Source organism: Arachidicoccus sp. (assembly GCF_050436765.1).
Lineage (GTDB): Bacteria > Bacteroidota > Bacteroidia > Chitinophagales > Chitinophagaceae > Arachidicoccus.
The window spans coordinates 32667-54258 of sequence record NZ_JBNQGD010000153.1; the positions used below are offsets into that span (position 1 = coordinate 32667).

The 21592-nt window shown below is 37.8% G+C and carries 20 protein-coding genes; 11 read left to right on the plus strand and 9 right to left on the minus strand.

Annotated features, from left to right (window positions below):
- Positions 1-72 precede the first annotated feature (72 nt).
- Entirely contained in the window at positions 73-1335 is a 1263-nt protein-coding gene (locus ACQR30_RS06550) for a c-type cytochrome (RefSeq protein WP_429733042.1), read from the minus strand.
- Positions 1336-1587: 252 nt separating this feature from the next.
- On the opposite strand from ACQR30_RS06550, the gene ACQR30_RS06555 reads away from it, so the two are divergent.
- From ACQR30_RS06555 to ACQR30_RS06570, 4 genes are all read left to right on the plus strand, one after another.
- Complete coding sequence (locus tag ACQR30_RS06555; protein ID WP_429732987.1) at positions 1588-2184, plus strand: phosphoribosylglycinamide formyltransferase; 597 nt, start codon at positions 1588-1590, stop codon at positions 2182-2184.
- A gap of 335 nt (positions 2185-2519) precedes the next feature.
- Positions 2520-3209 (plus strand): tRNA (adenosine(37)-N6)-threonylcarbamoyltransferase complex dimerization subunit type 1 TsaB, encoded by a 690-nt coding sequence (tsaB, locus tag ACQR30_RS06560; RefSeq protein WP_429732990.1) that lies wholly within the window; start codon positions 2520-2522, stop codon positions 3207-3209.
- Positions 3210-3318: 109 nt separating this feature from the next.
- Entirely contained in the window at positions 3319-3660 is a 342-nt protein-coding gene (locus tag ACQR30_RS06565) for an ArsR/SmtB family transcription factor (protein WP_429732993.1), read from the plus strand.
- A 315-nt stretch (positions 3661-3975) separates the two neighbouring features.
- The gene (locus tag ACQR30_RS06570; protein WP_429732996.1) at positions 3976-5388 is read left to right on the plus strand and encodes an MBL fold metallo-hydrolase; all 1413 of its coding nucleotides are present in this window, start codon (positions 3976-3978) and stop codon (positions 5386-5388) included.
- Between the two features lie 55 nt (positions 5389-5443).
- Here the strand turns inward: ACQR30_RS06570 and ACQR30_RS06575 are convergent, their stop codons facing one another.
- Positions 5444-7111 (minus strand): ArnT family glycosyltransferase, encoded by a 1668-nt coding sequence (locus tag ACQR30_RS06575; RefSeq protein WP_429732999.1) that lies wholly within the window; start codon positions 7109-7111, stop codon positions 5444-5446.
- Positions 7112-7172: 61 nt separating this feature from the next.
- On the opposite strand from ACQR30_RS06575, the gene ACQR30_RS06580 reads away from it, so the two are divergent.
- Positions 7173-7628 carry a GtrA family protein gene (locus ACQR30_RS06580; RefSeq protein ID WP_429733002.1) on the plus strand — a complete coding sequence of 152 codons (456 nt, stop codon included), beginning with the start codon at positions 7173-7175 and terminating at the stop codon, positions 7626-7628.
- Positions 7629-7658: 30 nt separating this feature from the next.
- The gene (locus tag ACQR30_RS06585; RefSeq protein ID WP_429733005.1) at positions 7659-8075 is read left to right on the plus strand and encodes an OsmC family protein; all 417 of its coding nucleotides are present in this window, start codon (positions 7659-7661) and stop codon (positions 8073-8075) included.
- 77 nt (positions 8076-8152) lie between these two features.
- Here the strand turns inward: ACQR30_RS06585 and ACQR30_RS06590 are convergent, their stop codons facing one another.
- The 3 genes from ACQR30_RS06590 to frr form a co-directional block, all read right to left on the minus strand.
- Positions 8153-9346: a phosphoglycerate kinase gene (locus ACQR30_RS06590; RefSeq protein WP_429733008.1), complete on the minus strand. Its 1194-nt coding sequence runs from the start codon at positions 9344-9346 to the stop codon at positions 8153-8155.
- Between the two features lie 69 nt (positions 9347-9415).
- Positions 9416-10444 carry a phenylalanine--tRNA ligase subunit alpha gene (gene pheS, locus ACQR30_RS06595; RefSeq protein ID WP_429733010.1) on the minus strand — a complete coding sequence of 343 codons (1029 nt, stop codon included), beginning with the start codon at positions 10442-10444 and terminating at the stop codon, positions 9416-9418.
- Between the two features lie 39 nt (positions 10445-10483).
- Positions 10484-11047: a ribosome recycling factor gene (gene frr, locus ACQR30_RS06600; protein ID WP_429733013.1), complete on the minus strand. Its 564-nt coding sequence runs from the start codon at positions 11045-11047 to the stop codon at positions 10484-10486.
- 225 nt (positions 11048-11272) lie between these two features.
- Here frr and ACQR30_RS06605 point away from each other — a divergent pair, with 225 nt between their 5' ends.
- Positions 11273-12121 carry a transketolase gene (locus ACQR30_RS06605; protein ID WP_429733016.1) on the plus strand — a complete coding sequence of 283 codons (849 nt, stop codon included), beginning with the start codon at positions 11273-11275 and terminating at the stop codon, positions 12119-12121.
- A 108-nt stretch (positions 12122-12229) separates the two neighbouring features.
- Entirely contained in the window at positions 12230-12763 is a 534-nt protein-coding gene (locus ACQR30_RS06610; RefSeq protein WP_429733019.1) for a DUF4251 domain-containing protein, read from the plus strand.
- 102 nt (positions 12764-12865) lie between these two features.
- On the opposite strand, the gene typA is transcribed toward ACQR30_RS06610, so the two are convergent.
- The 4 genes from typA to ACQR30_RS06630 form a co-directional block, all read right to left on the minus strand.
- On the minus strand, positions 12866-14668 hold the full coding sequence (typA, locus tag ACQR30_RS06615) for a translational GTPase TypA (protein ID WP_429733022.1): 1803 nt from the start codon (positions 14666-14668) through the stop codon (positions 12866-12868).
- 161 nt (positions 14669-14829) lie between these two features.
- On the minus strand, positions 14830-16395 hold the full coding sequence (gene rny, locus ACQR30_RS06620) for a ribonuclease Y (protein ID WP_429733025.1): 1566 nt from the start codon (positions 16393-16395) through the stop codon (positions 14830-14832).
- A gap of 170 nt (positions 16396-16565) precedes the next feature.
- A complete protein-coding gene (locus tag ACQR30_RS06625; protein WP_429733028.1) occupies positions 16566-17828 on the minus strand; it encodes an ABC transporter permease in 1263 nt (420 codons plus the stop codon).
- Positions 17829-17929: 101 nt separating this feature from the next.
- Positions 17930-18277 carry a hypothetical protein gene (locus tag ACQR30_RS06630; RefSeq protein ID WP_429733031.1) on the minus strand — a complete coding sequence of 116 codons (348 nt, stop codon included), beginning with the start codon at positions 18275-18277 and terminating at the stop codon, positions 17930-17932.
- A 98-nt stretch (positions 18278-18375) separates the two neighbouring features.
- Between ACQR30_RS06630 and serS the strand changes: the two genes are divergently transcribed.
- From serS to ACQR30_RS06645, 3 genes are all read left to right on the plus strand, one after another.
- Positions 18376-19644: a serine--tRNA ligase gene (gene serS / locus ACQR30_RS06635; protein WP_429733033.1), complete on the plus strand. Its 1269-nt coding sequence runs from the start codon at positions 18376-18378 to the stop codon at positions 19642-19644.
- Positions 19645-19860: 216 nt separating this feature from the next.
- Entirely contained in the window at positions 19861-20136 is a 276-nt protein-coding gene (locus ACQR30_RS06640) for a hypothetical protein (RefSeq protein WP_429733036.1), read from the plus strand.
- 518 nt (positions 20137-20654) lie between these two features.
- A partial coding sequence (locus ACQR30_RS06645; RefSeq protein WP_429733039.1) for a LacI family DNA-binding transcriptional regulator occupies positions 20655-21592 on the plus strand: 938 nt, incomplete at its 3' end.

The following is a 21592-nucleotide window of genomic DNA, read 5'->3' on the forward strand; positions in this document are numbered from 1 at the left end:
GGAATTTGAAAATTTTTAAATTTTAATAAAGCCTAAAACTCATCTACATTAATCAATCTTACCGCTTCTTGATTAATAGTGGCATTTTTGACACTCCGTCCCACCAATCATCTTAACGGTGACTCCTTTTGCTGAATCAATCGTACCATTTTTTAATTCTTCCTGGTATTTTGTATAAATACTGTAGAAGCCATTGTCTTTAAATTGTACATCTGTGGTACGGTGACAATTGATACACCAACCCATACTTAATGGAGCAAATTGTTTTATTTCATCCATTTTTGTTACATCACCGTGACAAGTTTGGCACTGTACTTTCCCAACCATTACGTGTTGAGAGTGATTGAAATAAACGTGATCAGGCAATTTATGAATTCTAATCCATTCAATTGGTTTTGCCTTGGAAGCATCAAAGGTTGCACCCGGACCCGGTGTATATCCGGCATATTTATATAATTTCTTTATTTCAGCTGTACCGTCTACTTCATCGCCCTCGGCTGTATAAAGTTTAGGTCCTGTGTATTCTGTGATGGCCATGTGACAATTCATACAAACATTTACAGAAGGTATGGTTGCGTGGCGGCTGTATTGCGCATTCGTATGGCAGTATAAACAACTAATTTGGTTGATACCGGCATGCACTCTGTGTGAATAGAAGATGGGCTGTTTAGGCTCGTAATTTTGTGTTCGCCCGAGTCCAATCGCCCCACTCGACAGCCAGAAACCTATCAATATAAAGACTACAATAGAAACGAATGCTATTATCTTCTTATTTCTATAATATGGAATAGGAGCAATTACAGGATGACCTTCCTGTTTGTTAGACAATCTTTTTAAGCTATTATTTACTTGCAGTAATATAAAGGCTACAATCAACAATACCCCTGTAAGCACAGCATAAAGCAAGGTATTGTCACTTGATGATGCGCCAGCATTTGCGGTAACATTTGCAGCTGTTGGGGCCGGTACATTTGCCTGTTCTTTCTTAATATAGTCCAAAATACCGTCAATGTCTTTGTCAGACAATTGCGGGAAATGCGTCATCGGCGTTTTACCAAACTTTTGGAAAAGGTCGTTCGTGTATTTATCACCGGAAGCAAGTACAGCAGAACTATTATGTACCCATTGGTGAATTTTATCACGACTAGGCCATCTATCTTCAACACCTGCCAATGCCGGACCCGTTGCGTCCTTATGGATTTGGTGACAGCTGGCACAATTAGCCTGAAACAACGCCTTCCCATCTTGCGCATGCGCAGGACTGGCAAAAGACAATAAAAATAAAAAACTTACAAAAAAACCAAACTTTGCGGTTAACTTTCTTATGTGGATCATATTCACAATTCAGTTGTTGGAATGTGGAGAAATATCCCTGACGGGGGCAAAAATATGACACGAAATTGACAAAAGTACAATCAGGCAAAAAAAAATTTAAATAATCTACTAGTCATATCTTCTCAAGCTCAATGGCAATAAGCATCTACAGCAATAAATTTTATTATTCACTATCTAAATCTAATAACAATTCAAACTCATAATTCTGCTATTAAGTACTTATTTATAAAAGAATTGACGCAACTTTGCGACATGAAAAATAAATTCAATATTGCTATATTCGCATCAGGAGCAGGCTCTAATGCATTAAAGATTATTCAACACTTTCAACAACCTTCCGAAATTAATATCAGCCTTATAATATCCAATAAAGCCGAGGCGGGCGTCGTTGAAATAGCCAATCAAAACAACATTCGCACCATCATCTTAGAACGAAAGCCGTTCTTTGAATCAGATAAGTACGTTCTTCTTTTAAAAGAACAAAATATAGACTTAATTGTACTAGCCGGCTTCTTATGGAAAATTCCCGCTAATTTAGTTGCTGCTTTTCCCGACAGAATCATCAACATCCACCCCGCCTTACTTCCTAAATATGGAGGCAAAGGCATGTACGGAAACTTTGTACACCAGGCCGTAATTGACGCAAAAGATAAAATCTCAGGTATTACTATTCATCTGGTAGATGAACAATATGATCATGGCAAGCACCTTTTTCAAGCAGAATGCTCTGTTGTTCAGGAAGATACAGTCGAATCATTAGCCCAAAAAATACATGCACTGGAACATCGATTTTTACCTGAGGTCATAGAAAAGTATTGCCAGGCGTTAATGAATAATCAAAACAGCTAATCGATACTTGCAGAAAATAAGATTTATACATCACTAGCGAAGAAGATCGGGAAAAGCAACTTTTTGTGATTCCATTTATGATTATTTATCGCTACAATTATCCTTATTATTGCCAAAAAAAGCCTCTTTTACAAGAGGCTTTAATAAATCAAATCATCTAATCATTAAACAAAACACAAAAAGGTCTTCGGTTGTTTTGCCTAAGCAAATTAAAAGAAAAAGATTCGAACCAACAAATTTATGTTCGTTAGTTTCTTGAAACGCTTAAGAAAGTGAACAATGCGGCTATATCTCCGAGAATAACTTTTTATCTTTGGTCAAATTTTTATATTTCAATGGCACTTATTTTATCAATAGATGCTGCTACAGCATCAGCAACAGTGTGTTTAGGTGATGAGAATCAGCTGCTTGCGTCCCAATCCAATGATGAACAAAAAGATCATGGTTCATTTTTGCAACTAGCTATTCAACAGGTTTTATCGTCGGCCAATCAAAAGATTAAAAATATAGATGCAGTTGCAGTAAGTGCAGGTCCGGGTAGCTATACGGGATTACGGGTAGGCCTGGCTTCTGCAAAAGGCATCTGTTATGCTTTAAACAAACCGCTTATCTTACTGAACACTTTGCAAATTTTAGCCGCTGATGCTATTAAGGAAGTCGGTAATCCAACGGCATTATATTGTCCCATGATTGATGCACGCAGAATGGAAATATTTTCGGCTTTATATAGTTATGAACTAAATGAAGTGATGCATACAAAGACATTTATTCTTACGGAAAATGACTTCACCCGGCAATTGCAGAAAACGGCAAAACAAATAATTTTTACGGGAAGCGGAGTAGAAAAATGGCAAAAAGTTGCGCCTAAAGAAGATTTTATCTTCCTGCAAAAAACAACCCCTTCACCCCACGCATTAAATAGTTTGGCTCAGCAAGATTTTCACCAACAACGATTTGCAGATTTAGCCTACAGTGAGCCTTTATATTTCAAACCCTTTTATACGACAGCCAAAATTATACCTTAAATAATATATGTTAAAAATTTGTCATTTTGCTTCTTCTTCTAATAATAGAAATAATAATTTATTAACTTTATAAATTATATTATTCCATCAAGTACAAATCATTTTCAACATGAGCAACGCAGCCCAAAATATCGTAATTAAGTCTCCTGAGAGTAATGAAGAAGTTACAATAGACTTCTTAAGAATGAAAAAAGCCGCGTTAATATTACGTGCAATTAATCATAAATTACGTTTACAAATCGTAAAGCTTATTCAAGAGCATCAGAAAATTACCGTTACTGAAATATATGTAAAGCTTCGTTTGGAGCAATCGGTAGTTTCACAACATTTGGCAATATTACGTAGGGCCGCTCTTGTAGGTACTCAGCGCGACGGCAAATTCATTTATTATACCATTAATCATTCTCGCATGAAGGAACTGGTAACCTTTGTGGACGAATTGCTAAAATAACCTTAAGCACCTATTTACTTGGCTTCGCACCAGACTTAATATTTGTATCTTTATTATAGAAAGTAAGGCAAAATCAATTCATCACTTTAGCATGAATTGGATAAAATGAATAACAGAGAGGACGGGATATTAAAAATATTTTTTCGTATCCTTGCGGCGTCAGCATTAGACATTAAAACCTCGGTAAGGACTATCGAGTACACGAGTGGAGAGCAAAGATAAAGATTCCGACTACTTTTGGAAAAAAACAAACACTAGCTATGAAACTCGAAGTCAATTGATTACACATTCTCGATTGACAGTTCACTATCATTAATGCATATAGAACAATTATATACCGGATGCTTGAGCGAAGCTGCTTATTACGTAGAAAGTAATGGCGAAGCCGCTATTATAGATCCCATGCGCGACATTGAAAGCTATTTAGCCTTAGCGGAAAAAAGGGGGGCAAAAATTAAATATGTTTTCGAAACACATTTTCACGCCGACTTTGTAAGTGGTCATTTAGATTTAAGCAAAGCCACAGGGGCACCTATCATATACGGTCCCCAGACAAAAGCAAATTTTGCCTTTAAAATGGCCAAAGATGGTGAATGCTTTCCTTTAGGGGACTGCTCAATTGAAGTGATACACACGCCTGGACACACTTTAGAGAGTTCTTGCTATTTATTGAAAGATAAATCAGGTAAAGGTTATGCTGTCTTTACCGGGGACACTTTATTTGTTGGTGATGTCGGAAGACCCGATTTGGCGCAGAAAGGTGAGCTACTTTCGAGCGAAGATTTGGCCGGAATGCTGTATGAAAGTCTCCAGGAAAAAATATTGCCTTTAGCGGATGATATCCTCGTTTATCCGGCACATGGTGCAGGTAGTAGTTGCGGAAAAAATATAGGTGCCTCTACTCAAAGCACTATTGCCGAGCAAAAGCAAACCAATTATGCTTTGCAATCTCAAAGCAAAGAAGATTTTATAAAAGTGGTGCTTGAAGGCCTTGCCGAACCTCCACAATATTTCCCGATCAATGCGGCTATTAATAAAAATGGATATGATAAACTCGATGAAATATTGCAAAGGGCACTTCAACCATTATCAACAAAAGAGGTAGAAGACAAATCACATCAAGACAATGTTTGGGTAATTGATACCCGTAACAAGGAAACTTTTGTACAGGGATTTATACCGGGATCTATATTTATTGGACTAGACGGACGTTTTGCAGAATGGGCAGGCAGCCTTATTTCATTTGACAAAAAATTAATTTTAGTCACAGAGCCGGGAATGGAACAGGAAGCAATGGTTCGTTTGGCTCGTGTAGGTTTTGACAAAATGATTGGGTTTCTTGAAGGGGGGTTTGAGGCCTGGAAAGATGCAGGTTTGAAAACCGATATGATTATCGATGTAGAAGTGGATGAGTTGGCGATGGATATTCCGTTCGATGAGCATCTCTTGGTAATAGATGTGCGCAAAGAAATTGAATTTGCAGATGGTCATGTAAAAGATGCTGTAAATATTCCTCTATCTTCTTTGACCGATCCCGCAAGCATGTCGCCCATTGAAGATACCGACAATATTTATCTTCATTGTCAAAGTGGCTACCGTAGTGTAATCGCCGCTTCCATGATGAAGAAACAAGGCATCCACAACCTGCGCAATATCGTGGGTGGCTGGAAGGCTATCGCTCAGGAAAAGAAAATAAAGACAGCAAAGTCACCGGCTATATTGAACTAGCCTATAAGATTTATTTTACAATATTTTAAAAGGGTTCAATTGATTTTGAATCCTTTTATTTTTTTAGTGCAACCAAGTAGGTCGCGTCTACAGCCGATTTTCGGGTAGATTTATTAAGGAATTTGAATGTCAACTTTGTTACATGAAAATCATCGAACGCTTGTAAAACATCAACGTTTTTATCCATCAATTTCAAAGAATCCAAATTATTTTGTTCAATAAATACGGCCGTATTGGGCTGCTCCAAAAATGCATTTACCTGATTTATATCGGCCAAATATGTGACCGGCTTGTTTGAATTAAACCGAAATGTTGTAGCCGATACCGAATAACCAGACATCCCTAATTTAATATCAGAGGCAATAGAATTGGTGTATTTTGCCGCACTCGACCCACCTTGATAATTGACCAGAAAAGGATAAAAACACAAATTCATAAATAAATACAGTACTATGGCAAAAGCATAACTGTAAAAGAAAATTTTCTCTCCATCCTGTTTTCTTCGGGCAACGAAAAGAGAAAAAATAAAAGCAGCCAAAGCCAGTGAAATAACCACGGCCGTGTCAAGTCCAGCTAAATAAGTGAGCAGTATTACCACTATCACTGCTACATAAAAAATTACTTGCTGTGTAATAGCAAAGCCTTTAAGCGATTTTTTATCTTTTAAAGAATAAAGATAAACTGCAGTAAACATAGAAAAGTGTGGAAAGAGAATGATAATATAATGGGGCAATTGAAACTTCGACAAAGAAAATAATATAAAAGTCAACAGCGCACTACCAGCAACAATCCATCTTTTGGAATTGGCAATTTTATTTCTTTTAAAAAGAGAAAAAACAAATAAAGCTGACCAGGGCAAAAAAGCCCAGAGCGTCGTATGCAAAAAGAATGTTTTGTCTCCCGAGCCTTTAATGGGTCCTGTATTAAAAAATCGCCCAAACTGGCTATCCCAGAAGAAAAACCGTATCCCCGAAACATTATGTTCGCCAAAGACCAATTTCTCCGGATGCAAGTCAAACTGTGTATATAAAGCGTACATTTCCGGCAAAATCACAATAAATGAAAGCAGCAAAAGCAAATACCATTTCGGATTGACAAACTGTTTCCAATCTCTTGTTATCATCCAATAAACAACCAAGCCTCCCCCGATTGTTACAAGTACAAATAACCCTTTTGTCATCAACGCACAACCAATAAAAATCGCCCCCAGAAGGTAATATCTCCAATTATTGCTATCCGTAAGTTTGTAGATATAGAAAAGTGCACCAATAATTAAAGCGGTCAAATAGGGCTCGGCACGCACATCAAAATTAGCAATCACGCCATGCAATGCGATGGCATAAATAAGTACTGTTATTTGTGCCACCGTTTTATTGTAAAGCAAATTAGACAACTTGAAAGTATACAACATACCTATCAGCCAGAAGACTAAAGCTGTGAGCTTATAGGCAAATGCATTGATCCCAAATGCCTTAAAACTCAGCGCAGCAACCCAAAAAGGGAAATGTGGCTTATCTAGCCAATCGCTGCCATAAGCATATAAATCCAGCCAGTCATTTTTTTGTGCGATATATTTTGAGACATCCGCATATAAAGCACTATCGCCCACAAAAACACCCGTAAATAACGCGGTGGCATTCAATAAAATTGCCACAGCTAATAACACTTTAAAATTTTTATCCAAAAATGCCTCAAAATTAAATGCCACGGATGTACCCATCATTTGACTTATTTAAAATACATTGTTCCAAAACAAAGATAAAGATATCTGACCCTATTGTTTAATGAACAAGCCATTAAAAAATGACACCCCAACAATTAATAGTACTTTCGCGCTCATAAATATTCAAAGAGGAATGGGTATATTTTTTAAATTTATAAAATTTGCCGTTGTTGGTTTTTCCGGAATGGTAATCGATTTTTCTATCACTGGGTTATTAAAAGAAAAACTGAAGGTAAATAAATATATTGCCAATAGCTGCGGCTTTATCAGTGCTGCATCCAGCAACTATATTTTAAATCGCGTCTGGACCTTTAAAAGTCATCAGGCTAATATTCCCAAAGAATATTTTTCATTTTTTATGGTATCGGTTATTGGGTTATCACTTAATAATGGTATTATTTATTTATTAATTAATAAAAGAAAAATGAACTTTTATGTGGCAAAACTAATAGCTATCATTTTAGTAATATTTTGGAACTTTACAGCTAATTATTTGTTTACCTTTAGCCTGAGATAATCAATAATTTCAAAATAAAATAAGGACACTATGAAACGTTCAGCAACAGCCATCTGGAATGGTTCTATCAAAGAGGGTGCTGGTAAAATTACCACGCAAAGCACTACTTTAAACAATACACAATATTCTTTCAAATCACGCTTCGAAGAAGGGGTGGGCACTAATCCTGAAGAGTTAATTGCCGCGGCACATGCAGGTTGTTTTGCAATGGCGTTAAGTTTAATCTTAGGTGAAGCAGGTTTTATACCAAAATCATTAGAAGCGAATGCAACCATTACAATGGACACCGAAAAATTGCAATTAACTAGTTCTCATATCGTATTAAAAGCCAACATTCCTGGTATTAGCCAAGAAAAATTTGAAGAGTGCACAAAAAATGCAAAAGCGGGATGTCCGATAAGCAAAGTTTTAAACCTGGACATTTCTCTTGATGCATCCTTAATTTAAAGAATGTACCCCCGATCATAAAAAAACTCATTTAGCCTATTTTCACTAAATGAGTTTTTTTATGACAAAACATGATCTTATTTTATCGCTGCGATACCGGGTAATTCTTTTCCCTCAAAATATTCCAATAGGGCACCTCCACCCGTGGAAACATAACTGATTTGATCAGCTAAATTAAATTTGTTGACTGCGGCAACGCTATCACCACCTCCTACCAGAGAAAAAGCACCATTTTTAGTAGCTTCGGCGACAGCCAAAGCAATCGTTTTCGTTCCACCCTGGAATTTTTCCATTTCAAAAACGCCCATTGGGCCATTCCACAAAATAGTTTTGGAGCGTTTAATAACATTGGAAAATTGCTCGCGTGCATCTTCCGCAATATCTAAGCCCATCCACCCTTCGGGAATATTGTTACTAGGTGATGCAGCAGTTTCTGCATCTGCAGCAAATTTATCTGCAATAATAGAATCACTTGGCAAATGGATGCAAACACCTTTTGCTTCTGCTTTTTCCATCAGCTCAATAGCAGTTTGCAGGCGATCATCTTCGCAAAGAGAATTACCTATTTTACCTTCTTTAGCTTTGAAAAAAGTATAAGACATACCACCACCGATAATAATATCAGTCGCTTTATCCAATAAATTTTCTATTATCAGTATTTTATCGGAAACCTTTGCGCCGCCTATAATGGCACAAAAGGGCTTTTCTGACGCGTGCATTACTTTTTCTGCACTGCTTACTTCCGCGTTCATCAACAAGCCAAACATTTTTTTACCTTCAGGGAAGAATTGTGCAATCACGGCTGTAGAAGCATGCGCGCGATGAGCAGTACCAAAAGCGTCATTTACATATACGTCGCCCAGTTGACTCAATTTCTGAGCAAAGACTTTATCTCCTTTTTCTTCTTCCGGATAAAAACGTAAATTTTCTAATAAAAGTACTTGTCCCGGTAGCAAGTTTTTAGCTTTTTGAACGGCTTCTTCTCCAATGCAATCATTGGCAAACAGAACTTCCCCGCCTAACAATTCACTTAAATGGGCAAGAATATGTTTTAAGGAGAATTTATCTTCCGGGCCACTTTTCGGGCGACCTAAATGACTCATCAAAATAACACTTCCGCCGTCTGCTAAAATCTTCTTTATAGTAGGCAGGGCAGCAACAATGCGCGTATCATCGGTGATGGCTAAAGTCGCTTTATCAAGAGGTACATTAAAATCTACACGAATTAATGCTTTTTCGTTTGTGAATGAGTGGTTACTAAATTTGCTCATAGAAGAATGATTATTATTTATGAAGATGATTTATGATATTGCTTTCTCGTCTTTTTTGACTTATAAACACTACACCGATCCCGTAAATTGCTGCAAAAACCGTACATCATTTTGCGAATATAGGCGTAAGTCATTGACACGATATTTCAATTGTGTAATACGTTCCACACCCATCCCAAAAGCGAACCCGGTATATTTATTACTATCAATTCCAAAGTTTTCCAACACTTTTGGATGCACCATTCCACTTCCCAAAATTTCCACCCAACCTGTATGCTTACAAACATTGCAGCCTTTGCCTTCGCATATCAAACAACTGATATCCATTTCTGCACTTGGTTCCGTAAAAGGGAAGTAACTCGGGCGAAAACGTACTTTGATATCCTTGCCAAACATTTCTTGTACAAAGAAATAAAGTGTCTGTTTCAGATCAGCAAAACTTACATTCTCGTCAATATACAATCCTTCTACCTGGTGGAAGAAGCAATGGGCTCTTGCACTGATGGTCTCATTTCTATAGACCCGTCCAGGGCAGATAACACGGATAGGTGGCTTTTGCGTCTCCATAACGCGCGCCTGTACACTACTGGTATGTGTACGTAACAACCAGGACGGATTTTGTTGAATATAAAACGTATCCTGCATGTCTCTTGCAGGATGGTCTTCCGGCAGATTCATTGCGCCGAAATTATGCCAATCGTCTTCAATATCCGGCCCCTCTGCAATAGCGAAACCCAGTCTTTTAAAAATGGAAACAATACGGTTACGTACAATACTCAATGGGTGTCTTGTGCCAACAGCAATAGCGTCACCCGGCAAAGAAAAGTCTATGTGAGAGGCATCTGTATCTGTATTTTCAAATTGCGCTTTGAGATCGTCGAATTTCGTTTCCACAAAAATCTTAAACTCATTCAATAATTGACCGGCTTGTTTTTTTTGTTCGTTGGGAACATTTTTCATTTCTCCCATAATCAATTTTACCAAACCTTTGGTTCCCAAATATTTTATTCGGAAACTTTCAACATCGTCAATATTGGCTACGGATGCGGCTTCTATTTCTCGCTTGTAATGATCTATTTTCTCTACTATTTCTTGCATGGGTATCTTGTGTAAGATATAAATTTTAGGTTGTCAACATTAAATCGACATCATTTCTTTTTCCTTCGTAACCAAATGCTTTTCTACAACAGCCGTGTATTTGTCGGTAAGCTCTTGCACTTCCTTTTCCCCGCCTTTGGCAATGTCTTCACTAAGACCGTCCTTTTGTAACTTTTTTATTTGTTCAATACCATCCCGGCGTATATTACGAATGCTCACCTTTGCATTTTCGCCTTCGGCAGTTGCTTTTTTAAACAATTCTCTTCGACGTTCCTCTGTAAGTGGAGGAAGGGATAAGCGGATCTGTACGCCATCATTTTGAGGAGTTACCCCAATATTAGCAGCCATTATACTACGTTCAATGGGCGCAAGCATATTTCTTTCCCAAGGTTGAAGAGAAATAGTTCGTACGTCTAAGACACTGATATTTGCCACCTGCGAAACAGGTGTGGGATTACCATAATATTCAACCATTAAGCCATCTAGCATTGACGGGCTGGCCTTTCCCGCGCGTATGCGTGTAAGTTCTACTTCCAAATGAGCTACAGCCTTTTTCATTGTAGCGTTTGCGTCTTCTATTATCGAATTTAAATCTTCAGGCATAATTATGCTGTTTTATATTGCGGCGAAATTACTCTAAAAAGCTGATCAAGACAATAGAAAAATCATTAAAAATCAGAACAATAACAGCAATATGGCCCTTGTTGCATTTATTACAAAACTTAATTATTAAATTTATTCATATAAATTCAATAATGTAAAGTTCAAAATAGGAAAATGATTTACCTTCGGGGCTAAAATAATTTTTGCATAAAAAAGTAATTCGAAATGGCAGATATTGAACAGCTAAAAAATACAGCTACGCAAATCAGACGTGATATATTAAGAATGGTACATGGTGCACAGAGTGGGCATCCCGGCGGCTCTTTGGGCTGTGCCGATTATTTTACAGCCTTGTACTTCAGCGTGATGAAACGTAAATCAGGTTTTGACATGGATGGAAAAGATGAAGATATTTTCTTTCTTTCCAATGGACATATTTCTCCGGTGTTTTACTCAACACTTGCACATGCCGGCTATTTTGATAAAAAAGAATTGGCAACTTTTCGTAAATTAAACTCTCGTTTGCAAGGACACCCGACAACCCACGAACACCTGCCAGGGATACGTATTGCCAGCGGTTCTTTGGGACAAGGTTTAAGCGTTTCCATTGGTGCTTCCTTAGCCAAGAAACATAATGGCGATGAAAACTTTGTATATACACTTTGTGGCGATGGTGAATTGAATGAGGGTCAAAACTGGGAAGCCATACTAGCAGCGCCTAATTTGGATGCTTCAAAACTTATTCTAACTGTGGATTGGAACGGTCAACAAATTGACGGACCTACAAAAGAAGTAATGGATTTGGGTGATTTAGAAGCTAAATTCAAGGCTTTCAAATGGCAAGTTTTGGTTTTAGAAGAAGGTAATGATATTGCAGCTATTATTAAAAAACTAGAAGAAGCCAAAAAGCTCTCTCAACCAGGAAAACCGGTGGTTATTTTAATGAAAACCGTGATGGGGAAAGGCGTTGACTTTATGGAAGGTCACCATCAATGGCATGGTGTTGCACCCAATGATGAACAATTAGCCAGTGCACTTACTCAATTAGGCGAAACTCCTTTAGGTGATTATTAACTTCGCCTATGTTAAATATGCTTTTACCGAAGAGCGGCTGTCATTAGCCGCTCTTTTTATTTATATATAAAGGGTTTTACTACCTTTAACAGAACAAATTGAAAGCAGATGAAAAATTACGTAGTTTCTACTTGCATCCTTATTTCTTTAGTGTTATTCGCTTGTTCCTCCTCTCTAAAATCCGGCGTTGAAAAAACGGAACAAAGAGAAAAAATCGCAAAATTGACAGGGATGCAGAATTTTGTATTTGAAGCAACACAGGCAAATCCACAAAGAATCAATATCTTGAATATATTACCCAATGGCCAGCAGCTGCGCCAATTATCGCCGGGCTATTATCTTTCCGTAACAAAAGACTCAATAAAAGCTAATCTACCATTTTACGGAAGGGCTTATAGCGGTAATTTCCATAGTGATGATAATGGTATAAAATTTAGTACCAAGGATTTTAATTACCATCTTAAGCAAAAGAGAAAAGGTATTTATGAAATTACCATCACCCTGAACAATGTAAAAAATGCAAACGAACTCATTTTGGATATCACAGAGAGTGGTTATAGCACTTTACAGGTGCAAAGTATTAATCGGGATATAATGTCTTTTTATGGAACAATAAACTCGTCAAAAACAGATATATTATAACTCACCCTCCTATAAAGAAGAATCCGCACCCAAAAATTGAAGTGCGGATTCTTTTTATATATAAGCTCTATCGCCTTTTAAGGACAGCAGAAGCTTTTTTCACTAGGCTTTCATTGATTTAGATTGACGTTTTCTTTCTTCTTCATTGAGCAAAGTTTTGCGCAAACGAATAATTTTCGGCGTAACTTCTATACATTCGTCATCTTGAATATATTCCATACATTCTTCTAAAGTCATTTGAATTTTTGGAACAATACGTACAGAATCATCACTACCACTCGCACGCATGTTGGTCAATTTTTTTCCTTCTGTAGCATTTACAATTAAATCTCCGGGTTTAATATGTTCTGCAATAATTTGACCTACATATACGTCATCTCCCGGATCTACAAAGAAAGAACCTCTATCTTGCAATTTATCGATAGAATAGGCGGTAGTCGTTGCTTGATTTTTTGCAATCAAAACGCCATTACTTCTACCTGGAATTACTCCTTTCCAAGGCTTATATTCGTTAAAGCGGTGAGCCATTACTGCTTCACCAGCCGTATTGGTAAGCATCTGAGAACGAAGGCCGATTAAGCCACGAGAAGGAATATCAAATTCCAAATGTTGCATCTCACCTTTGCTTTCCATAACCAACATTTCACCTTTGCGTTGTGTAACCAAATCAATTACTTTTCCGCTGAAATCTGCCGGTACATCTACCACAAGATTTTCATAAGGCTCATGTTTTTTACCATCGACCATTTTTACCAATACCTGTGGTTGCCCCACCGTTAATTCATAACCTTCACGACGCATGGTTTCTATCAGAACACCTAAGTGTAAAATACCTCTGCCGAATACTAAAAAGCTATCGGCGCTATCTGTATCTTCTACACGTAATGCCAAGTTCTTTTCGGTTTCTTTCAGCAAGCGATCGCGCAAGTGGCGCGAAGTTACAAATTTACCATCTTTACCAAAAAATGGTGAAGTATTGATGCTAAACAACATACTCATTGTAGGTTCATCTACGCTGATTATGGGTAAAGCTTCCGGTACTTCTGCATCACAAATAGTATCGCCAATATTAAAATCTTCGAGGCCAACAACCGCACACAAATCGCCGGCTATAACTTCTGTAACCTTGCGTTTGCCCATTCCTTCAAATACATACAGCTCTTTCACGCGGGATTTTTTGATACTTCCGTCAGCTTGCACCAAGGCTATTGGCTGACTTTCTTTAATGCTGCCACGGGTAACTTTTCCCACCGCAATTCTTCCCAAAAAGGAAGAATAGTCCAAAGAAGTGATTTGCATTTGCAAAGGACCTTCGTTTACCTTAGGTTCAGGAACATATTTCAAAATACCATCCATCAATGGCAAAATGTCTTCGCGCTCCGTTAGGCTATCGTTAAACCAACCATTCTTACCACTACCATAGAAAGTAGGAAAATCAAGTTGTTCTTCCGTTGCATCTAGGTTAAAGAATAATTCAAATACCGCATCGTGTACTTCATCAGGACGACAATTAGGCTTATCAACTTTGTTGATAACCACGATTGGCTTTAAATTCAATTGCAATGCTTTTTGTAATACAAAGCGTGTTTGTGGCATAGGGCCTTCAAAGGCATCCACCAAAAGGATCACCCCGTCTGCCATTTTCAATACACGTTCCACTTCTCCGCCAAAATCGGAGTGACCAGGTGTATCAATCACATTTATCTTTACATCGTTATAAATAACGGCTGCATTTTTACTAAAAATCGTAATACCTCTTTCTCGTTCAAGGTCATTGCTATCCATTATCAAATCTCCGGTATCCTGATTGTCTCGGAATACTCTGGCAGTGTGTAAAATCTTATCCACCAAGGTAGTTTTACCGTGGTCAACGTGCGCGATAATGGCAATATTTCTGATATTCATCAAAATAATTTTATTTTAAGTGCGCAAAGGTACGAATTTATTTGGTCTTTAGAGAAAATGATAATCGGATAACAATAATCTAATCTTTCACCCAAAAAATAAAGAAGCATCATGCAATGCTTCTTTATTAAAATTTGAGCGAAATCTATTAGCAATCACTTCTATCTCGCCACGTTCACCGCACGTTTTTCACGAATAACGGTCACTTTTATCTGACCGGGATAAGTCATCTCGGTTTGTATTTTTTGAGCAATATCAAAACTTAATTTACCGCTTTCATCATCGGTTACTTTATCTGCTTCCACAATCACACGCAATTCACGACCCGCTTGAATAGCATATGCTTTTTCAACGCCGGTATAGCCCTGCGCCAACGATTCCAGATCTTTGATACGCTGAATATATTGCTGCATTATTTCGCGACGAGCACCAGGGCGCGCCCCGCTAATAGCATCACAAGCCTGGATAATGGGTGAAATTACATAGAGCATTTCCATTTCATCGTGATGAGCACCAATGGCATTGACCACAGCAGGGTTTTCTCCGTATTTCTCCGCCAGTTTAGCACCTAATAAAGCGTGACTCAATTCAGTCTCTTCGTCAGGAACTTTACCTATATCATGTAACAGACCGGCACGTTTTGCCAATTTCGGATTAAGTCCTAATTCTGCGGCCATTATGCCACAAAGATTGGCTGTTTCGCGGCTGTGCATCAATAAGTTCTGTCCGTAAGAAGAACGGAATCGCATTTTACCCACAATTCTTACGAGATCTTTGTGCAAACCGTGAATACCTAATTCAATAATTGTACGTTCTCCGATTTCCATTATCTGCTCTTCCAGTTGACGACGGGTTTTATCTACCACCTCCTCAATACGAGCCGGGTGAATACGTCCGTCAGCAACCAAACGCTGCAAAGAAAGACGCGCAATTTCACGGCGCAAAGGATCAAAACTCGAAAGAATTACGGCTTCCGGCGTATCATCAACGATTAAGTCTACTCCGGTAGCAGCTTCAATAGCACGTATATTGCGCCCTTCACGACCAATAATCTGACCTTTAATTTCGTCAGATTCCAGGTTAAAGACAGTTACCGTATTTTCAATAGTTTGCTCTGCGGCCGTACGCTGAATAGACTGTATAATGATTTTGCGAGCTTCTTTGTTAGCTTTTTGTTTCGCATCCTCAATTATGTCTTGCTGTAGCGAAAGCGCTTGGGTTTTGGCTTCACTTTTCAAACTTTCTATCAACTGGGATTTTGCTTCTTCTGAAGAGAGATTAGATATTTTTTCCAAGCGTCGAATATGCTCCTCCTGGTGCTTTTCGAGCTCGGTACGTTTTTGATTCACAACTTCAATTTGCCTGTTCAAATTTTCTTTGATAAGGCTGTTTTCTTTCAATTGTTTGTCGAGCGTATTCTCTTTTTGATTAATGGTATTCTCTTTCTGCTTAATTTTATTTTCAATATCACCAATCTTTTTGTCACGTTCAAATATCTCTTTGTCGTGTTCTGACTTTAGTTGAACAAATTTTTCTTTTGCTTCAAGTAATTTTTCTTTTTTGGTAGTTTCGGCGTGTAATTGAGCTTCTTTTATGATGGATTGTGCCTGGTTTTCTGCGTCCGCAATTTGCTTTTTAGTGTCTTTTGCAAAAACAAATTTGCCAACAATTATACCAATTACAACACCCACAATTGCAACCACCGCCTCCCATATTCCTAAATTCATTCTATATTTTGTTATGTATATTAAAAAAAATGCCTTGCCAACAAGGTAGCCAAGGCTAATTAATGAGCGAAGATAAAGAAAGCATTCAATAAAACCTTCAATAACGGGTAGAGATATAACAAATATTTGTTTGCTAAATTACTGCCTACCAACTCTATTTGTTGTAAAGGCTATTCATAGCGGAGTGCATCTATAGGATTGAGCTTTGATGCCTTAATTGCCGGATATAGTCCCGCCAGCAAACCCGTTACCGAACATGACACAATTCCGATCGTCACCCATAGCCATGGAACAACAAAACCTGTTTTCATAAAGCTGGCAAAGACATTGCCTATCAAAATACCCAATAGGATACCTATGAAAGCACCCATCAAGCTAATGATGATGGATTCAAATAAGAATTGTTGGCGAATATTTTTCTTCTTCCCTCCGATGGCCTTAATAAGGCCAATTTCTTTGGTGCGCTCGCTCACCGCCACCAACATTATATTCATCAAGCCTATAGCCGCTCCAAACAAAGTAATACATCCAATACCCACCACACCATATTCAATGCTACTAAGTGAACTGAATAATTTTTGGGTGAGTTCATCACTTTTATTAATAACAAAATTGTCCGCCTCACTGGGCAAAAGCTTTCTTACCCTTCTAAAAACACCTGTCGCTTCCGATGCTGCGACACTTACATTCTGCACATCGTCAGCGGCGACTCCTATAGAAAAAGAGTTGGCATTGCTCAGCCCTAAACGGCGAATATTGTTATAGGACGTTAATATAAAATTATCCTGACTTCCTCTGGCACCAGAACCCTTTGCCGCTAACACACCGACAACCCGGTAGGGTAATGTCCCAACCAAAATCATTTTATCTACCGCTCTTCCCGTATTACTGCCAAAAAGTTTTACTGCCAAATCATTACCCAATACGCATACATTTCTTCCCGAGTTCACATCGTTAACGGAAAGATTGCGGCCATCGGCAACGGTAAAGCCATTTACAAACAAATAGTTCTCATCTCCACCGCTGAGTGTTACGTTGGGATTCGTTTTTATATTCTTGTAATGCACTTCCACACTTCCACCGGTAGCATCAAGGGCAATACTCACTTTTGCGGGAAACTTATATTTTTGCTTAAATAACTCTGCTTCTACCTTGGTAATGGGTTTATCAAGATTCGATTTTTTCTGACGCTTACCATTTTGCACACGCACTTGATTGCCGAAGCGCTGCATATCTTTATACGTAATAGTAAATCCATTAGCGCCCATAGAAGAAAAACTGGAGCGCATCTTCTGCTTAATTGCTGTTGTCGAGGTTACAATCCCAATTAGGGCCATAATACCCAAAGCAATAATAGTAACGGTAATACCGGTACGGAGCTTATTACTTTTAACAGTACGAAAAGCGGAAGATAATGAATCAAAAAGGTTCATTTTATAAAGATAAGAAGCATCAGCCTCTCCGGAAAATATTTATGATGAAAGAGAAATCACGCTGTTGAGCGGCACAAAAGATATTGCCGAATACCTCCCGCCTATAAAAACTGCTGTTGTTCAAAATAAAACAAAATATGATCTTTCAAAAAATTCTCCTGCTCCATGACCGATTGGGAAGCATGCTCTTTTAGCTGTATAAAATGGGGCCAGCCATCTTCATCGTGGTGATCTAACTTATAGTACCCACTTGGCAGCAGCAAAGTACAAATCGCTACATGCATCAGATCTTGCTTCTGCTCTTTTGAAATATTATTCTGGATAAACCCCGTTTCCTGCATCCCTATTAAAAACAAAATAGCCTCCATATCGGGCTTCTTTTCAAATTTTTCCGCAAGTTTCGCTTCCAAATTCCACCACCGTTGTGTTATATCGTCGTTTACATTCATAAGGCAAAGATAATAGTGAATGAGCAAAGAATATTTTTTTCAAATGACCAAGCTCTTCAAATCTTCAAATTAAATTTATCTTTACCCAAATTTCTTAGATGTTACAAGTAAACGTATTGAGGCAAAACCCTGACTGGGTAAAGGAAAGACTGAAAGTAAAGAACTTCGCAAGCATCCATCTGGTAGATGAAATCATTGCGTTGGATAATGAGCGCAAACGCCTGCAAACAGAATTTGATACTATACAATCGAAAATAAACCTAGCCTCCAAAACCATCGGCGCGCTAATGGCACAGGGCAAAAAAGAAGAAGCAGCAAATGCAAAAGCAGAAGTAGCTACCTTAAAACCATTACTTGACCCTTTAAAAATAAGTGCAACTGAGGTAGAAGAAAAATTATACAAAACGTTAGTACAATTACCCAATTTACCCAACGAAAAAGTTCCTTTGGGCAAAACTCCCGAAGACAATGTGGTCGTACGCGAAAGTGGCTCAAAGCCGACCTTAGCAACAACTGCTTTACCTCATTGGGATTTAATAAAAAAATACGATTTAATAGATTTTGAGACCGGCGCAAAAATTACCGGCAGCGGCTTCCCACTATATAAAGGTAAGGGTGCAAAATTACAACGTGCCTTGGTACAATATTTCTTAGACTTCAATACAGCCGAAGGCTACACTGAATACATTCCTCCTTATATGGTCAATGAGACCTCAGCCTATGCAACAGGACAATTGCCCGACAAAGAAGGTCAAATGTACCACGCGACAGAGGATAATTTTTATTTAATTCCCACCGCCGAAGTACCTGTTACCAATATTTACAGAGACGAAATCTTAAAACAAAGTGATTTGCCATTAAAGCTTACTGCCCATTCTCCTTGCTTTCGCCGTGAGGCCGGAAGTTTTGGCAAAGATGTGCGTGGGTTAAACCGTGTGCATCAATTTGAAAAAGTGGAAATCATTCAAATTGTGCATCCCGAAAAAAGCGAAATGGTTTTGGATGAAATGGTGGCGCACGTAGAAAAATTAATTCAATCGCTCGAATTGCCCTATCGCATTTTGCGTTTGTGTGGTGGTGATATGGGTTTTACAAGCGCGATTACCTATGATTTTGAAGTGTATAGCGCAGCCCAACAGCGTTGGTTAGAAGTAAGCAGCGTCAGCAATTTTGAATCCTACCAAGCCAACCGTATGAAATGCCGTTTTAAAAATACCGATGGTAAAACACAATTGGTACATACTTTAAATGGAAGTTCTTTGGCTTTACCAAGAATAGTTGCAGCTTTACTGGAAAATAATCAAACGGAGACGGAAATAAACCTACCGAAAGTATTGCACAGATATTTTGGTGCAGAAAAAATATAAAATCTATTTAATCCAGATGACATGCGGCAAAACAGTGGATAGGACCAATTGAAGATTATAAATGAATTCAAAGAACATATAAATAGGCCGGTAATTATAACGAAATAAGCACTGCTGAGAAAAACAAAAATAGATTAAGTGATTGATTCTATTAAATCAAACGGGCATTTCTCAGCTAAAAACAATTCCTAGAAATGCCTTTATCAAAAAACTCCAATGAATTTGATAGATGATATAAGACCATTGGCAAAACACTTGCAACAGTTGCAGCAGCTAGCTTATCGGCAATACCTGCCGCAGCTAGAATCTTTGACGGAAAATAAAATTAAGGACGATAGCACCATTCAAGGTTTACTGGATGGGATATTAGATTTTTGCGGAGAGGAGAAAATGCTTTTGTTATTTAAAAAACTTTGCCGCTACTATTTTGATATCAACCCACAAGCCACAGCCAGGTATATTCATTTTTATCGTGAAATGTGGGATAGTTAATGTAAAAATTTTCTCACTGATTTTATCGATTTGCAAACGATTAAAAGGATGTTTAAAAAAAAGACATCTCTTTTGAGACCATCAGTCCAATAATAAGGCAATCGCCTCTTCCGACAACCAAGAATTATCTTTCCCGTTTAAAGAGTGCCTCCCCCCAACTAAGTCTGCTTCCCGTTTTCTGCCTGGTAGACTTGTCCCAGCAATAAATCCTTTTTCTCAAAAATAGCAAGCGCATTTGCATTTATTTTCATCGGGTTCAGAAAACGATTGAATAACACTAAAAAATCAGCGACGGAAGCCTAAAATAAGCCTTCAGTTAATAATTGGTAATTTATTGATCATATGATTATTAAATATAATAAATATAAATATTTAACAAAGAATAAAAACTTTATATTGCTAATTTGACTTTTATTTAATCGATTAAGTATATTTGGATAACAAATGGTTGTTCTTTATACATAGAAATCGATTCCAAATCTTGTCCATCATATTTTTCATTTTTAAAAAATATCAAAATGACTGCTGAAAATTTAAAAATAAAAGACATTGCCAAAGCGTTGAAAGTTGCTCCCTCAACTGTTTGCAGAGCTTTGCAGGGAAGGCACAATATCAGTGAAACTACAAGAAAAAAAATTGAAGACTATGCGACTAAACATCATTATCGTCCTAACCTATTTGCGCAAAGTCTTCAAAAGAAAAAGACAAGATATATTGGCGTAATGGTGAGTTCAATTCCCAATATGTTTTTTTCGCAAGTAATTAATGGAATTGAATCGGCTACAAACGAGAATAATTATTTTAGCATTATTTCACAAACTAACGAATCGTATGAGCAAGAAGTCAAAAAGTTAGAAAATCTAGAATGGAGAAGTATAGATGGATTATTAGTTTCACTATCCTCTGAAACGGAAGATTTAACACACTTTAAAAAGCTACAGGAAGAAGGCATACCCATCGTATTTTTTGACAGGGTTACAGATACGATTAAAACGCATACTGTCTCTGTGGATAATAAAGGTGGGGCATACAATTGTACAAAACAGTTAATAGAAAAAGGCCACACCCGCATCGCACATATAACCAGCCCCCCAAGACTATCCATAACCAATGAAAGGTTAGCAGGATATGTAGATGCACTTAAGGAAAATAACATGCCTGTTAATAGTGATTATACAAAATACTGTGCGCACGGCGGAAAGGATTCGATGGAGATAGAAATAGCGTTTAATGAATTGATGGCATTGCCAGAACCTCCTGATGCGATTTTTACCGGTTCGGATCGTATAACGATGGAGTGCTTAAATTTAGCACAAATATGGAAAGAAAAGACGAGTCAACCAATGACTATTGCCGGGTTCAGTAATTTTGATATGCCGGGGATTTTACATAATAATGTCATTACAGTTAAGCAACCAGCTTTTGAAATGGGAAAGCTTGCTACTGAATTATTATT

What these genes read in the sequence shown, in the direction of transcription:
- ACQR30_RS06550 (WP_429733042.1), bottom strand. Translation starts at nt 1,335, where the DNA reads ATGATCCACATAAGAAAGTTAACCGCAAAGTTTGGTTTTTTTGTAAGT.
- ACQR30_RS06555 (WP_429732987.1), top strand. Translation starts at nt 1,588, where the DNA reads ATGAAAAATAAATTCAATATTGCTATATTCGCATCAGGAGCAGGCTCT.
- tsaB (WP_429732990.1), top strand. Translation starts at nt 2,520, where the DNA reads ATGGCACTTATTTTATCAATAGATGCTGCTACAGCATCAGCAACAGTG.
- ACQR30_RS06565 (WP_429732993.1), top strand. Translation starts at nt 3,319, where the DNA reads ATGAGCAACGCAGCCCAAAATATCGTAATTAAGTCTCCTGAGAGTAAT.
- ACQR30_RS06570 (WP_429732996.1), top strand. Translation starts at nt 3,976, where the DNA reads ATGCATATAGAACAATTATATACCGGATGCTTGAGCGAAGCTGCTTAT.
- ACQR30_RS06575 (WP_429732999.1), bottom strand. Translation starts at nt 7,111, where the DNA reads ATGATGGGTACATCCGTGGCATTTAATTTTGAGGCATTTTTGGATAAA.
- ACQR30_RS06580 (WP_429733002.1), top strand. Translation starts at nt 7,173, where the DNA reads ATGAACAAGCCATTAAAAAATGACACCCCAACAATTAATAGTACTTTC.
- ACQR30_RS06585 (WP_429733005.1), top strand. Translation starts at nt 7,659, where the DNA reads ATGAAACGTTCAGCAACAGCCATCTGGAATGGTTCTATCAAAGAGGGT.
- ACQR30_RS06590 (WP_429733008.1), bottom strand. Translation starts at nt 9,346, where the DNA reads ATGAGCAAATTTAGTAACCACTCATTCACAAACGAAAAAGCATTAATT.
- pheS (WP_429733010.1), bottom strand. Translation starts at nt 10,444, where the DNA reads ATGCAAGAAATAGTAGAGAAAATAGATCATTACAAGCGAGAAATAGAA.
- frr (WP_429733013.1), bottom strand. Translation starts at nt 11,047, where the DNA reads ATGCCTGAAGATTTAAATTCGATAATAGAAGACGCAAACGCTACAATG.
- ACQR30_RS06605 (WP_429733016.1), top strand. Translation starts at nt 11,273, where the DNA reads ATGGCAGATATTGAACAGCTAAAAAATACAGCTACGCAAATCAGACGT.
- ACQR30_RS06610 (WP_429733019.1), top strand. Translation starts at nt 12,230, where the DNA reads ATGAAAAATTACGTAGTTTCTACTTGCATCCTTATTTCTTTAGTGTTA.
- typA (WP_429733022.1), bottom strand. Translation starts at nt 14,668, where the DNA reads ATGAATATCAGAAATATTGCCATTATCGCGCACGTTGACCACGGTAAA.
- rny (WP_429733025.1), bottom strand. Translation starts at nt 16,395, where the DNA reads ATGAATTTAGGAATATGGGAGGCGGTGGTTGCAATTGTGGGTGTTGTA.
- ACQR30_RS06625 (WP_429733028.1), bottom strand. Translation starts at nt 17,828, where the DNA reads ATGAACCTTTTTGATTCATTATCTTCCGCTTTTCGTACTGTTAAAAGT.
- ACQR30_RS06630 (WP_429733031.1), bottom strand. Translation starts at nt 18,277, where the DNA reads ATGAATGTAAACGACGATATAACACAACGGTGGTGGAATTTGGAAGCG.
- serS (WP_429733033.1), top strand. Translation starts at nt 18,376, where the DNA reads ATGTTACAAGTAAACGTATTGAGGCAAAACCCTGACTGGGTAAAGGAA.
- ACQR30_RS06640 (WP_429733036.1), top strand. Translation starts at nt 19,861, where the DNA reads ATGAATTTGATAGATGATATAAGACCATTGGCAAAACACTTGCAACAG.